13 protein-coding genes and 1 pseudogene are annotated in these 14,381 nt (G+C 55.1%); all 14 read right to left on the reverse strand.

The features are described from left to right. Position 1: 1 nt before the first annotated feature. The 14 genes and pseudogenes from ACF8YQ_RS11625 to ACF8YQ_RS11690 all read right to left on the reverse strand — a co-directional run bounded on the left by ACF8YQ_RS11625 (position 2) and on the right by ACF8YQ_RS11690 (position 14,369). Positions 2-1,150, reverse strand: a complete 1,149-nt coding sequence (locus ACF8YQ_RS11625) for a glycosyltransferase (RefSeq protein ID WP_396621468.1) — start codon at positions 1,148-1,150, stop codon at positions 2-4. Next, a complete protein-coding gene (locus ACF8YQ_RS11630) occupies positions 1,147-2,520 on the reverse strand; it encodes a phenylacetate--CoA ligase family protein (RefSeq protein ID WP_396621469.1) in 1,374 nt (457 codons plus the stop codon). The genes ACF8YQ_RS11625 and ACF8YQ_RS11630 overlap by 4 nt, the downstream gene beginning before the upstream one ends. Positions 2,521-2,551: 31 nt before the next feature. Further along, a complete protein-coding gene (locus tag ACF8YQ_RS11635; protein ID WP_396621470.1) occupies positions 2,552-3,976 on the reverse strand; it encodes an oligosaccharide flippase family protein in 1,425 nt (474 codons plus the stop codon). A gap of 97 nt (positions 3,977-4,073) precedes the next feature. Beyond that, positions 4,074-4,540: pseudogene (locus tag ACF8YQ_RS11640) on the reverse strand (UDP-N-acetylglucosamine 2-epimerase). A gap of 163 nt (positions 4,541-4,703) precedes the next feature. Beyond that, on the reverse strand, positions 4,704-6,470 hold the full coding sequence (locus ACF8YQ_RS11645) for an SLC13 family permease (RefSeq protein WP_396621471.1): 1,767 nt from the start codon (positions 6,468-6,470) through the stop codon (positions 4,704-4,706). Between the two features lie 74 nt (positions 6,471-6,544). Then, complete coding sequence (gene cysC, locus ACF8YQ_RS11650) at positions 6,545-7,144, reverse strand: adenylyl-sulfate kinase (protein ID WP_228223931.1); 600 nt, start codon at positions 7,142-7,144, stop codon at positions 6,545-6,547. Next, positions 7,141-8,553, reverse strand: a complete 1,413-nt coding sequence (gene cysN, locus ACF8YQ_RS11655) for a sulfate adenylyltransferase subunit CysN (RefSeq protein ID WP_396621472.1) — start codon at positions 8,551-8,553, stop codon at positions 7,141-7,143. Before cysN ends, cysC begins: the two co-directional genes overlap by 4 nt. Further along, positions 8,553-9,467, reverse strand: a complete 915-nt coding sequence (gene cysD / locus ACF8YQ_RS11660) for a sulfate adenylyltransferase subunit CysD (RefSeq protein WP_396621473.1) — start codon at positions 9,465-9,467, stop codon at positions 8,553-8,555. Before cysD ends, cysN begins: the two co-directional genes overlap by 1 nt. 73 nt (positions 9,468-9,540) lie before the next feature. After that, entirely contained in the window at positions 9,541-10,503 is a 963-nt protein-coding gene (locus ACF8YQ_RS11665) for a DHH family phosphoesterase (protein WP_396621474.1), read from the reverse strand. 101 nt (positions 10,504-10,604) lie between these two features. After that, positions 10,605-10,856 (reverse strand): DUF2442 domain-containing protein, encoded by a 252-nt coding sequence (locus ACF8YQ_RS11670; protein WP_396621475.1) that lies wholly within the window; start codon positions 10,854-10,856, stop codon positions 10,605-10,607. A 68-nt stretch (positions 10,857-10,924) separates the two neighbouring features. Next, on the reverse strand, positions 10,925-12,763 hold the full coding sequence (locus ACF8YQ_RS11675) for a capsular polysaccharide biosynthesis protein (protein WP_396623299.1): 1,839 nt from the start codon (positions 12,761-12,763) through the stop codon (positions 10,925-10,927). A 115-nt stretch (positions 12,764-12,878) separates the two neighbouring features. After that, the gene (locus ACF8YQ_RS11680) at positions 12,879-13,841 is read right to left on the reverse strand and encodes a glycosyltransferase (RefSeq protein WP_396621476.1); all 963 of its coding nucleotides are present in this window, start codon (positions 13,839-13,841) and stop codon (positions 12,879-12,881) included. Continuing rightward, positions 13,838-14,125, reverse strand: a complete 288-nt coding sequence (locus ACF8YQ_RS11685) for a type II toxin-antitoxin system RelE/ParE family toxin (protein ID WP_396621477.1) — start codon at positions 14,123-14,125, stop codon at positions 13,838-13,840. Before ACF8YQ_RS11685 ends, ACF8YQ_RS11680 begins: the two co-directional genes overlap by 4 nt. Then, positions 14,103-14,369 (reverse strand): type II toxin-antitoxin system ParD family antitoxin, encoded by a 267-nt coding sequence (locus tag ACF8YQ_RS11690; protein WP_396621478.1) that lies wholly within the window; start codon positions 14,367-14,369, stop codon positions 14,103-14,105. Before ACF8YQ_RS11690 ends, ACF8YQ_RS11685 begins: the two co-directional genes overlap by 23 nt. Positions 14,370-14,381: the final 12 nt, after the last annotated feature.

Here is a 14,381-nt window from a genome sequence, read left to right on the forward strand (position 1 = left end):
GCTATCGACCAGAATTAAGATGGTTCAGAGATTCCGGGTGCCCATCACCGTGTCCGGGCAAAAGAATATCCAGATAATTCGTCACCGCCTGGTCAACCGTAAAATCCATGGCCCTGCGGGAAACGTCCGGCTGATCTGAGGCTGCAAGTGCGCTGTTTATGGCTTCGGCCATCGCTCCAACATCGCCAATGGGCACCAAACTCCCCCACCGGCCATTTTCGAGGATCTCAGCCGGACCATCGGGGCAATCAGTCGACACGACCGGGGCACCGCAGGCCATCGCCTGAATCAATGCGCCGGGAAGCCCTTCCCAGGCAGAAGAAAGCACAAAAACCGAGCAATGGCGCATGTAAGGGAAAGGATTATCTTTGAATCCCGCCAACCGAACATCACCTTGAATCCCGAGCTCTGTCGCCAGGTTCTCAAGCTCCGAGTGCAGCGGCCCTTCCCCCAGAATAACCAACCTAACCAGTCTCTCTGCGCGAACCCGGCTGAAGGCTTTCAGTAAGGTTGTAAAATCCTTTTGTGGAGAAAGCCGCCCCACACCAAGGACGACAGGCACAGATTGATCCCTTTTGAACCAGTCATCCTCAACGGGCAACCGGCTTTTTTCCAGTAGCTCCTGATCTACCACCGGGTTATAGACCGTGGATACCTTCTGCGATGATAGACCCAGCCCCGTTACGAGATCCTGTTCAACCCCTTTAGAAACGGTAATAACGTGATCAGCGAAAGGGTATGCCATCGCGACAAACCGCTTCATGAACTTTGCGCGTAAGGTTCCCGCATTAGAGGCGGAGACCGACAGATTGGCTCGCTCACTAACCACGAGCCGGACCTTAATACCAGATAGCCGACGTGCGATTATTGCTGCGACATTTGCATGGGCAAGAGCCGAAAGCATGGCATCTGGCCGGCTGCTGCGAAGATACCTGGCAAGCTTGGGAATACTCTGAAGAACTCGAGGCACTCCCAGATCAACAACATTCACCATAGCACTAACCTGGGAAAGATAGGCCCCCTCGGCCTGTGCCAGAACCAAATCAACCTTAAACCCCTGCTCGGCAAAGCGATTGGCGAGAATGACCATTACCCTTTCCGCCCCGCCACCGCTCACAGATGGAAGGAATATTGCCAGATGACCAGTCATTCAACCTCGCTCCAGATATAGATGTGCTTACCACTTGGGTTACTGGGCAGGCTAGTGGGTGTTTCTACATCAAGAATAATATCGTTACCGAATACAGCCTTGATGTTATGGATCAATAAAGGCTTTTCCTCCGCAAAAAGCGCCTCGTTCTCCAACAACAAACGGACAACCAAATGATCCAGCCCCTTTTGCACAAGCTGATATCGGCCAAATGAAGAAAACGGTTTCGTTTTCTCAGAGTCTTTAAAGTACATCATCGTACTCAACGCAGCTGTAGCAAAAGTGCCGTTTCGAGTCTTGAGGATGCTATTGACCCTCCCTGCAACTTCTTGCATCAAAGGCCAAGCCCGGCCGCACTCACAGGCCTGTTCCGCCCACGAGGCGAGGTCACCAATACGATAACGCAACAGAGGCATTGCACGGTTGGTGAGAGAGGTCACAACCACTTCCCCGATTTCTCCGGGGACACATGGAGTGCCGTCTTCTCTCAGAATCTCCACATGGTGCGTGTATGGATTTACATGCAGGCCGTCCTGCTCCCTGCAGTTACACGCAACGTCGCCCACCTCGCGGGAGCCATAACGGTTAAATACACGCGCCTGAAACACTTTCTCAATCAGCTCACGCATGTGCGGAAACAGTGTTCCCGCCGACGTCAGAATGGCAGTGGGCGAGTGTATTTTAAGACCACGCTGCTCAACATACCTTGCTAGCTCAAAAGCACTCTCAACGTATGCCGTAATCTGTACAGGGCGCACTTCATTAATAACATCTACAAAGTGGCGAAGATCCTGCTCAGACATCCGAAAGGTATTCAAAGGAACTTCGTTCCTCAAAAAACGGCCAACGCGAGCTTTTACAGTTTCACGCCCTACCAGCAAATCCCTCTCAGACCCCCAGAGAATGACTCTGGGTTCACCCGCTTTGTAACCTGTCCACACATCGAACAAAGCCTTACCGGCCATCCCATAAAGGTGATACTCACTGTCCTGAATAAAGCGCGCGGGCTCTCCAGTGCTCCCTCCGCTGGTATTGACATGCCAGTTTCGGCTGGCAAGGTCGTCTGATTTCAACGCCTCAAAGTGTTCCCGCAAAATCCTCTTGTCCAAGAGCGGCAAAGCTCCGAGAGCCGCAACGGGATCATTACGAATCTCGTTGTCATCAAAACCCGCACGCAAAAGACAGTCTCGGTAATAAGCAACATGTTGAAAGGCATGAAGTAAAATTCCGCACAACGATTCCAGATGCGCCCGCCCACTCTCACTGGCGGGTAAAAACTGCTTGCCTAACCACTCCTGACAGAGCTCTAACTGCGGGCGCCGCCCCGTCAGGCGCATCCACCCATTATAAAGACTTACTCTTGCGCCCATTTTTTCTCCAAACCTTACACGTTCTACCTGATTAACCCGGAAAACGGTGCTGCAAGCGCGCCCGAACACCCGCCACATTCATGAGCCAACACGCAACTAACCCCACAACCGTTCCCGCAAGCAATCCACTCACTAACCCTGACCAAACACTGGTGAACTGGCCAGCTGCCAGCCAGGCAACGCCACCAGAGAGCCCGCCAATCATCAACGCCCGCCCGATCATTGGACCCAGCGGCGGCATGTCAAATACCCTTGAGCCCAACACTGCACTTAAAAGGGCCGATATAACAAAAGCCGCGAGTGTAGCCCAGGCGGCGCCAAGAATGCCAAAGCTCGGTATTAAAAGTATGTTTAAAACCAGATTGGACAAAGCCGCGACAGCGCCGGTAAGCACTAACCAGCGGCTGGCCACGCCTAACTGAAAGGCCAGATCGAAATGAAAGGCTTTGATACCCGCAATGGCGCCGGCAAACACCACCCACGGGAAAATCGCCAAAGCGGAGCTTCTGAACTCAGCACCGATGACAATCTCCACCACCTGCGGTGCCAATGCAACGAAACCGCTTCCTCCAGCAATGGCTGCGACAAAAATCAGTTGGCCGTTCTCGCCGAGTTGCCTTCGAGCAGCGGGGGCCCCTCCGCGCTCCAAAGCTTTTACTGCAAGCGGAAAGGCAGCTGTATTGATAATGGTCAGTACCAGCATCAGAGTCTGGAAAGCCAGATCATATCCAGCGGCATAAACGCCAACCGACCGTTCATCCATCAGCCAGGCAATGAGCAGACGGTCAGACCCGGATACGACCCATGACAATGCAAAGGTGACCGTCAAAGGCAATCCGTATCCCAACTGGCTTTTTAAAACATCATTCCCGGGCAACGAGGGCTTGACTCCCCGCCATGCAAACCACCCAAAAGCAATAAAAGAAAGTGCATGGGCAACGATAAGGCCCACTATCGGTGCTGACGCCCCCCATCCCAGCGCAGCAAGACTACCACCGACGACAATAGAGAGCGCCGCTTTCGTGCCAGAAAGCTTGCCATACAGAATCGGCTGAACCCCCGCCTGAGCCAAGGAAAGATTCAGCTCGAACCATGCCTGGGCCAGTAAAAGAATCACTGACAACAGAAGCAGGTACTGCCATAAAGGGTCTGGCCACACCATCGCCAGCAGAAGGCCCGCTCCGGTGACAGGCACAGCAACGCTCAAAAACAGCGCAAGCACGCCCCCCAGGTATTGCTCGCGGCAATGCCGGTTTGCCTGGTAAAAACGTGCAAGCACCAATCGCAACCACTGAAACAAGATAACATTGGCCAAACCTACTCCAACCACCACTAGCGCATAACGGCCAAATTCTTCCGGCGCCAAGAGGCGCGTAAACACTGCCAATGCGGCAAAATTGACCAACCCAGGCAAGCCGCGAGCAGTGAAATAGTAGAGTGTGTGCCGAAGGAGCATGGAAACCTTGAGCCCTAATGAAAAAAAGCGCCTTGGTTAAGACGCTTTACATTCGAGTTGCGATTAGACAGTCAGATAGTATAACAGACACCCCTGATCAATCATTGCCCCCACGAGCCAGGACTTCAAGAACACGCTCACAAGCCTGCCCGTCTCCATAGGGATTATGTGCGAGGCTCATTGCATCGTAAGCCGCCTGATCATCAAGCAATGACTTCAACCGGCCAACAATCTTTTCTACATCCGTGCCCACCAGCTCTACCGTACCGGCCTCTACTGCCTCCGGGCGCTCGGTGGTCTCCCGCATAACCAGTACCGGCTTACCAAGCGAAGGCGCCTCCTCCTGAATACCACCGAAATCTGTTCATAATAAGCCGTCAGGGTAACTGCGAAGTTGGTGGCAGTATCGCCATGCACCAGCATGATATCCGGCCGGATTTCCGCAAGTACATCCCGCATTTTCTGCAAAAAGGCCGTGATGACATCGGTAAGATCCTGGCCGGTAACACACAACACAGACTCAAAGCGCTCATCCGCCTGCAGGGCCAGCACCAGTGGCGCCATCTTGATGGCTTCCGGGCGGGTTCCAAATACCGTTAATACTTTCAAATCAAGCTCCCGACTCAAGCTCTACCACTTGCCACTGCATTGATGGAAAAGTGATGATTTTTGATTGCCTGGCTCATCTTCCCCGGAGCCATTTTCCATAAGGACTGCCACGCAGACCTTAAAATCCCCAAACCAAGGGAATCAGACTGACCGCCACTACCCCCACGAGCAGCGACACCGGTAGACCAATTCGCACATAATCGTTAAAACGATAACGGCCCGGCCCATAAACCATCAAGTTAGTCTGGTAGCCCAAGGGCGTAATGAAAGAAGCCGAAGCGGCGAACATAACCGCGATAGCGAACGGTAGTACACTCACCCCCAGCTGCTCGGAGACCGCCATCGCTATAGGAAACATCAGCACGGCGGCGGCGTTATTGGTAATCACCTCCGTAAACACAGCCGTCAGCACATACACCATAGCCAGTGCCACCCAGGGCGTCAGCGGCCCCCACCCCAACAACAAACCCGCCACCCATTGAGCAGCACCTGTCTCGGTCATCGCGTTGCCCAAGGCAAAGGACGCCGCAATCACCACCAGCACTGGCAAATCGACACTACGCCTGGCACGGCTGGCCGTCAGGCAACCGCTTACAATCATCGCGCCGGCCGCGATAAACGCCGCCTCCAGAATCGACAACAATCCAGACGCACTCAACAGCACCATCACTGCCAGGATACCCAGCGCCCTGGGCGCCTTGCGAAAATCTGGTGGTGTCGAATCGTTCAATGCGCTCACCAGCAAGAAGTCTCGGCGGAACCTGTACTGCTCAACGAATTGATGGCTGGCCTCCAGTAACAGGGTATCTCCCATTCGGAAGGTAATGTCCCCGAGCTTGCCAGGCACCCGCTTACCCTCCCGGGATACGGATAGAATCACCGCATTGAAGCGCGTCCGAAAACGGCTATCGCGAATGGTCTTGTTCAGTGCCGGGAATTCCGGGCCCAGAACCACTTCCACCAGGCAGCGCTGATGATTTTCCATTTCCAGCTTGTGAACGCTGCCATTGGCGGGCTTCAAACCTTGAATACGCCGAAGCTCACTGGCGCACTCAGGCGCTCCTACGAAATACAGCTTATCGCCTGCCTGCAGTGTTCTATCGGGCTCAACAGCGGTAATCAACCGTCCATCCCGATCAATTTCCGTGAGGTAACCATAGGTCAGTGCCCGCAGACCTGCCTGGGCGATGGTTTTTCCCACCAATGGGCCAGGGCTCTCCACCTCTACCTCTACCCCATACTCACGAACTTGGTCCAACTCTTCGCTGAGCCCACCTCGGTCCGGCAACAGACGGTGACCAACCAACACCAGAAAAGCGCCACCAACCACCAAAAGCGGAACGCCCACCCAAGCCAACTCAAACAACCCAAGGTTAATACCCAGCCGGCTCTGGAGCATGCCATCCACCACCAGATTGGTACTGGTACCAATCAGGGTACAAGTGCCGCCAAGAATAGCCGCATAACTCAACGGCAGCAGAAGCTTAGAGGCGGGAATCCCCAGACGCTGGGCCCAGTCCTGAATGGCGGGAATAAACATGGCCACCACGGCCGTATTGTTCATAAAGCCACTCAACACGCCGGTTGGCGCAATCATGCGTAATTGCGCACCTCGCTGGGTTTTGGGGTGGCCCAGCAACAAGCGGGCAATCCACTGCACCGCTCCCGTCTCCTTCAAGCCAGCAGCCACCACATACAGGGTAGCGATGGTAATCACACCCGGGTTGGCAAATCCCGCTAATGCCTCTAACGGCCCAAGGATGCCGAACACCAGCAACAGGGCTAACGCAGACATTAACACGAGATCCGCCGATACCCGCGTAAGCGCCAACGTGCCAAGCACCCCCACTAGCACCATCAGCGTAAAAACAGCCTGCCATTCCATCCGTTCAACTACTCCATGCCGGGGTCAGCCCCCCAAGACATTTCGCGGCACCAAATGTCCGCGGCTCTTCCCCGTTATTTCCGATTGATTAGCTCTCTTTCTTGAAGATAAGCAATCAACGAGTCCACGCATTCGTCTACCGAATTCCGGGAGGTATCCAGACGGATTTCAGGGTGTGAGGGTACTTCGTAGGGCGAATCGATGCCGGTGAAATGCTTAATCTCGCCAGCACGGGCTTTCTTGTAAAGGCCTTTCGGATCCCGGGATTCGCAGGTTTCCAGCGGAGCATCCATGAACACCTCAATGAATTCTCCTGCCGGAAACAGCTTACGCACCATACGGCGATCACTGGTAAACGGAGAGATAAAAGCGCTCATCACAATCAAGCCTGCGTCCGCAAAGAGCTTGCACACCTCACCGACCCGGCGAATATTTTCCACCCGGTCGTCATCGGAAAAGCCCAGATCGCTGCACAGGCCATGGCGTACGTTGTCACCATCCAGCAAAAAGGTGTGGTAACCCCGCTCGTGCAAGGCGACGTCCAACGCATTGGCAATAGTGGATTTACCGCTGCCACTCAGCCCGGTAAACCAGAGCAGGCAAGGCTTCTGGTTCTTATTGGCGGAACGCTCGGCGCGGGTAACTTTATGATCGTGCCAGACTATGTTGCTCATACTGCTTTACAGCCCCATTCCGGATAATTCTCGCGGATAAACCGGTTCAGGTTCCGCTCGGCTTCAGTATATTCACGCTTGGGTGCCTCACCAGCCCCATCCAATGCCTGCGCCACCATACCTGCAGCCACTGTCACATTAGTAAGGCGATCAATCAGGATAAAAGCGCCGGTGCCCGGGTGCATCTGGTAATCTTCAACTACCACAGGCTCCGACAACTCCACATCGCACAGACCAATGGCGTTCAATTCCAGGCCGCTGGCTACGTTGGTATTGCGCTCCAAGGTATTTACATCTACCTCTTCCAACACCTTGTTCACAAAGCAGCCAGTCACTTTGGTGCCGATCTTGATGCCGTATTCGCGGCCAGGTACCAACGCCTTCTCATTCATCCAAACCACGTGGGCGGCAAACCGCTGGCCCATCTCCGGTTTCTGGTTGGCGTGGACCAACAGGTCGCCCCGGGAAATATCAATTTCGTCTTCCAGCGTAATGGTCACCGCATCACCAGGCCATGCCCGTGGAATCTCGCCCTCATAAGTGTGGATACCCTTCACCCGAGACGTCTTTCCAGACGGCAGCACCGCCAGCTCGTCACCCTTGTGCACCACACCACTGGCGACCGTGCCACAGTACCCACGAAAATCCAGGTTCGGACGGTTTACGAACTGCACCGGAAAGCGGAAATCTTCCACGTTCTGGTCTTTTCGCAGCTCGACCTGCTCCAGAATGGTCATCAGAGTCTCGCCGTGGTACCAGGGCGTGTGCTCACTGCGGTTCACCACGTTATCGCCATTCAGGGCAGAAATCGGCACATAGTAAACGTCTTGCAGCCCCAGTTGATCGGCCAGCTTCTGGTATTCGGCGCGGATCTCGTTAAAGCGCTCTTCGCTGAATTCCACCAGGTCCATCTTGTTAATAGCCACGACGACATGCTTCAGGCCCAGCAAGCTGACAATAAAGCTGTGACGGCGGGACTGGGTGAGCACGCCTTTACGGGCGTCGATCATCACCACGGCAAGATCACAGGTAGACGCCCCGGTGGCCATATTGCGGGTGTATTGCTCGTGGCCCGGGCAATCCGCAATAATGAACTTGCGCTTGTCGGTGCTGAAGTACCGGTACGCCACATCAATGGTAATGCCCTGCTCCCGCTCTGAAGCCAGGCCATCAACCAGCAGCGCCAAATCCAGAGCTTCGCCCGCATTGCCCTGACGCTCGTTATCCTTGTGTAACGCCGCCAGGTGGTCCTCAAAAATCAGCTTGGAATCGAACAACAAGCGACCAATCAGGGTGGACTTACCATCGTCCACACTTCCACAGGTTAGAAACCGGAGCAAATCCTTGTTTTCGTGTTGATCCAGGTACGCGAGGATGTCTTTCTCAATCAAAACCGATGCATGCGACATTAGAAATATCCCTCCCGCTTCTTCTGCTCCATGGATGCTGCACCATCGTGATCAATCACGCGGCCCTGGCGTTCCGACGTCGTGGTCAACAGCATTTCCTGAATAATGTCCGGTAAGGTGGCCGCCTCTGATTCCACCGCACCGGTCAACGGATAGCAGCCCAGGGTACGGAAACGCACCATCTTCATCATCGGCTGCTCACCCGGTTCCAGCGGCATGCGGTCGTCATCAACCATAATCAGTGTGCCATCACGCTCCACCACCGGGCGCTCCGCCGCATAGTACAGGGGCACGATGTCGATGTTCTCCAGATAGATGTACTGCCAGATATCCAGCTCGGTCCAGTTGGAGAGCGGGAACACGCGAATGCTTTCGCCCTTGTTCACCTTGCCGTTATAGAGGTTCCACAACTCCGGGCGCTGGTTTTTCGGATCCCAGCGGTGGAACTTGTCGCGGAAGGAATACACCCGCTCCTTGGCACGAGACTTCTCCTCATCCCGCCGGGCACCGCCAAAAGCAGCATCAAAACCGTACTTGTCCAGCGCCTGTTTGAGCGCCTGGGTTTTCATTACATCTGTGTGCTTGGCACTGCCATGGGTAAATGGCCCAATACCCTGCTCCACACCTTCCTGGTTGGTATGAACAATCAGCTTCATACCTAATTTCTCGGCCATTTTGTCCCGGAAGGTAATCATATCCCTGAACTTCCAGGTGGTATCCACATGCATCAGCGGGAAAGGCGGCTTGCCGGGGGCGAAGGCCTTCATGGCCAGGTGCAGCATCACAGCAGAGTCTTTGCCGATGGAATAGAGCATCACCGGGTTATCAAACTCGGCGGCCACTTCGCGAATGATATGAATCGATTCCGCCTCAAGCTGTTTGAGGTGGGTTTTCTTGGGGGGGGTTAGTGTCATTATTGCATCCGTACTCTGAATCAAGATTCTTGCGGGCTCTCGAAGGGCGAGCAGCCCTGCCTGGCGTTATCGCTTAACGCCAAAACTCGGCCATTAAGCCCATAAACTTTTCCAGCTGCCCTGCCGGCAGCTCATTAATGCCTGCGGCCGCCTTGCGCCCGCCACCGGTCGGAAACTGCCGGGCGACTTCATCAGCGCCTGTGCGGTTACCCAACGGTGCACGGATACTCACCAGGTAATGGCCACCTGGCTTCTCGGTCACAATGGCACAGGCTTTCTCAGGGTTCCGATTGGCCAACTCGTTGCCTAACACGCCGCTTACTCGCCGCGCCCAAGCCTCATCCGGTAGTTTTACAACAAGAGATGTTACCGTTTCGTTCAAAACGGGCGCAGCCAGACCTTTGGCCATATCCTCCGCATAACCCTCTCGCAGCTTCTGCCATTCAGCAGGCTCAGACGCGATCAGATCCAATGGGTCCTCAAACTTCACAAACGCCCGGTATAAATCCGCCGGGTGAAAGTGCAAGTCCTCCACCGTGGCGCCGTAGCCGTTGTAGTTAATGCACACGCCCAGATTTTTAAGGGCCTCGGCCTGCTCGGCACTCAAGCCCGCTTTGGCAGCCAGCGCTTCGCCCACCGCATTCAGGTTATCGCCGAACGCCGCCGCAATGGCCCAATGATGAAACCGGCCACCCAAATGCTGATCCACCAGCAAGCTGGTGCAGGTAGTGGGCTGGGTATCAATCAGAGCCGTAAACCCGGGGTGATCAGGCAGAGTGTCGCCGGGGAAATGATGGTCTACATAAAACACCGAGCAGCCCGCAGCCAGCAGGCCATCTACGGCTTCGCGGTTTTTATCGAGGCTGATATCCAGAATGTTTACCCGGGCTGGCGAATCAACCGGCACTTGCCGGGCCAGGGCAATATCGCGTTTTACACCAGTAATCCGGGTGGATTCGCCAGGATAAGCCAGGCGGAGCTGGATGAGCGCACAGATGCCATCTGCATCGCCATTGAATACGTCGTAGGTTTGCATAGTTTCTCTGATAGTGAATATATCGGCAGACGGGTGGGAGCTGACCCCGTTCGGGGGCAGCCCCCCTTTTCATCCGTCAGGTTTGAGGCATGCCAGCAGCCTCAGGCAACACTCTCACGCTTTGGGTGGGACTGGTCTCCAAGTCCCGCCAATAATCCCTGCACACTGATGTCTTCATCCAGTGCATCCCAGTGAATACCATGAACGCTCAGTTCAAAGTCTTCACGGTTTGTAACATCTGCATTCAACAGGCGAGGAAACCAAGCCAAGGGTGCGCCCACGGTACGCCCATCTGACAATAAAACCCAAAGGTTATCCTGATCAAACCAAACTTTTTCAGGCGAAATAGTCATGCCACGCATCCTCCAAAAACTTCTGCTTAGCCTGCACTAACTCTAACAATACCCGGATTGTGCGGGCTTCAAAACCGCCAGGCCCGCCTCAGCGCTCTTGAAAGTCTGAGGAGTGTACCAACTTCCGGCGCCGAGCTCTTCCTTTGCGCCTCAATCTCGCGGAGTACGGTTTCCACGGTGGAGAACTTCCCGGTTACCTGACTGATGTAGGTGGGGTACAGAATAAGCGCTGCCGCCACCAGTTCTTCCAAAGTTCGCGTTTGGGTGCGGCGGGTGCAGGGGTGGATATCCATTGTCAGCCCCCACCCGCTGTAAAACGGTTGCCCGTAGCAGGTAACTTTTACCCCCCTAACCAAGGCCTCAAAGCCGGTCAGCGAGGTGATCGTATGCACTTCGTCTACCTGGCTAAGCAAATGAGCCATATCCTGATCCAGTATTAACTCATCACACCAGCGTTCGCCCTGCTCTTCGGCACCCCCAGGCGTGCGCAAGCCAGCCACCACATCCGGGTGAGGCTTATAAACCACCCAGGCACCCGGGTTTTGCTCACGCACGGCTTTCAGCAGTTCCAGATTGGTTTTAACAACCGGTGACCCAAACTTGATAGAAGCATCACTTTCCACCTGCCCCGGCACCAGCAACACTCGCTCAGCGCCAGGGGGACGCTGCCAGTCTCTGGCCCCGGTGTTGTATTTGGTGGTGCCCGATGCATTCAGGCTATCAATCAAACCAGCAGCCCGCTCTAACAGGCCAGGCTCAAACCCGGCCCCCTCAAGCAGCTGCTCCAAGCGGGATGGCCGAGTAGCATCGTAATACATGCCTACATCATCCATCACCCAGGACTGGGGCTGAACCAAATCTGCACCAAGACCCACCGAGCGAATAAAGCCGTCTTCCACCCGAATTACCGGTTCCCGGGATTCCGTGAGCCCCCACACAACCCGTGCAGAACCCTCCGGTGCAGGTTGCTTACGTTCATCAATCAGATCACTGCCGGCAAGAAAACGCTTCAACGCCTTGCGCTTCCACAGAGGCACACGGGGCGAATAAAGCTGTTCGGGAAAGCGCTCACGCTGCTCTCGCTGCAAGGCCATCCAATCAAGAATGCGCTCCGGCTCACAGCGAAGACCGGTCTCTGGATCTACGTACCGCGGGTAACCCACCAGCGCGGCAAACACAAGTGTTTCCAGGCTTACCGGCTCACGAAATTCCGGTGCCGACAAAGCATCTACGGTTAATCCGCGGCCTGCGTAGAATGGCATGCCAAACACGTGCGTTTCCTTGCCCCACATCAGGGCTTCAAACCCCATTTGCGAGGTTACGCAGAACACCGCATCGGCGTGTTCCAGCAATGCCGGAGCATGAACATTGTCACCCAGCCACTCTACCCGCTCAGACTGAGCCTCATCGGATTGGCTGAAATACCCCAGCTTTCTGCCTGCTACCACATCCGGATGGGTTTTAAGCACAATGCGATGCCCCGGAAATCTTTCCAGAGCTGACTTCAGCATAGTGTCGAAGCTACTCGCATCAGCCTGGCCATACTTCACCGATGCATCACCAAAGGTTTGGTCGACCACCAGGACATAGGGCCTCAGGTGCTGGTAATTCCGCTCGCGGGCGTGGTTGTACTTGGAAACCCGCCCCGCGCGCCAACGGCGAATCAAATCACGAGCCCGAGCCTTTTCATCCAGACCAAGGGGCCGAGCCAGCAATGCATCCAGTCGGCAGGGTTGGCTGGCATCGTAGTAAATACCCTGGTCATCCCACACCAGCGACAGAGGCGGCTCGTTACCGGGTTCCACCGAGCGTAGAAAGCCATCCTCCAGGCGCACCACGGGCAAGCCAAGTTTCCTTGCCACTATCTCCGCCTTGAAAGCGGAAGGCTTTCGCCCCCAGGCAAGCATAGCGCTCGCCGGCTTGATGGAACGTCCAAGGCGGTACCGCACAACAGGACCTTCCGTAAACACGTCCAGGTTTTTGAGGGCGTACAGGGTTCGGGAGATTGTGAGGTAGGAGTGGTTATCCGGCACGCTGGTCTACTGTTTCGTGGCTCATAGAATGGTTGAGCAGCGCTTGTCTTTTCTCAGGCTGCGCGAGTAGCTCAAGCACCGCATCCGCCCAGGCCTTTTGTGAATTCATCGGCAGCAACAAGCCATTTTTGCCATGCTCCACCAAGCGCTTGTATACCGGCGAATCGGCATAGATACCCACTGCGCCAGCAGCGGTAATATCGAAGAACTTGGTGGGCGCGCGGGCGGCGTTGAAGGGAGTGTCCAGCAGCGGGGCCAGGCCAATGGTTCGGCCAGGGCGCTGGATAAAGGTTTTATAGGCCGGCCAGCTCATAGGGTGAACCACTTGCACCCCATGCAAGTGCGCAAAACGGTCCCGCACTTTGCGGTCGCCAATCACCTCAAAGCATACATCGCTACGGGCCGCCAACACCTGTTCCACCACCGGCATCAACCACTCCAATTCCCCCCTGTGCGAGGCAGAGCCGTGATAGAAAACGGTTTTCATCGGAGGGTCGGTAAACTCAGCCACCAAACCATGGGGATTTTCGGGTTCAAGAACGGAAGGATTCCAGCTGGCATACTTCTGCGCCAGCCAGGGCGACGACACCCAAAGCTCCGCGCCAATCTCCCTTAACCAGCGCTGATGCCGCCAGGCCAGGCGAAACAACTTGCGCTGGTAATGCCAGGGCATGCCCCGAAAGGCGCGCCAGTCAAACAGGTCGTCGTCCATAAAAAACACCACCCGCTGCGCTGGATGGCGTTTCAGCAACGCTTTCCAGGCAGGTGGCACATATCGCACAAAAATTACCGTGCCACCGGCAAGCTCTGCCGGCTCCGGTATGTCGGCAAAGGTATGAAACCGCACATCCTCGCCACTCCCGCGTAAAAACGGACGGATAAAGAAGTCTGTGGAGGGGTTTTCGGTTTGCTGAACGACGAAACTCCTGATGCTAGCGACGCCTGAACTCATAGCGCCGCTCCAACATCCTGATTACGCAAAATGCGGGAAATGAGAACTCCTGGATTATCGACCCGATAATAAATTGAGTGGCTCTGATAAACACTGAATCTGTAACCTGGCTTAATGTGATCAATAGCAGGATACAGATCTGGCTGCAGTGCTATTTGCTCGAAGCGCTTTTCCAAGCCATTGGCATAAGCGTCCGCTTGCATCAGGCCAAAATTCAGCAAACCAAAGACATAGATAGATTCAAAATCTTCATCAGCTTTCTTACTCAGCCGGTAGTTTGCCATCTGCTTTCAGCCTCTCCCTGGCCGCCTGGCGAATTTCCTGCGGTGAGCGATTGCTGATGCCACTTCGCTCACCCTCCTCAAGTGCTGCCAGGAGTTGCTCAATTCCCGCATTACGAGCCTGATCCTGCCGGATCAAATCGCGGAAATACTCACTGTCGTTGGTGAACCCACCACTCGCAATTCGGGACTTTACCCAGTCACCTTGTTGGTCAGTCAGCGTAATCGTCTTGCGTATGGTCGCCATAACCTCACCGTG

The sequence above is a fragment of the Marinobacter sp. W-8 genome (assembly GCF_044342215.1).
Lineage (GTDB): Bacteria > Pseudomonadota > Gammaproteobacteria > Pseudomonadales > Oleiphilaceae > Marinobacter > Marinobacter nauticus.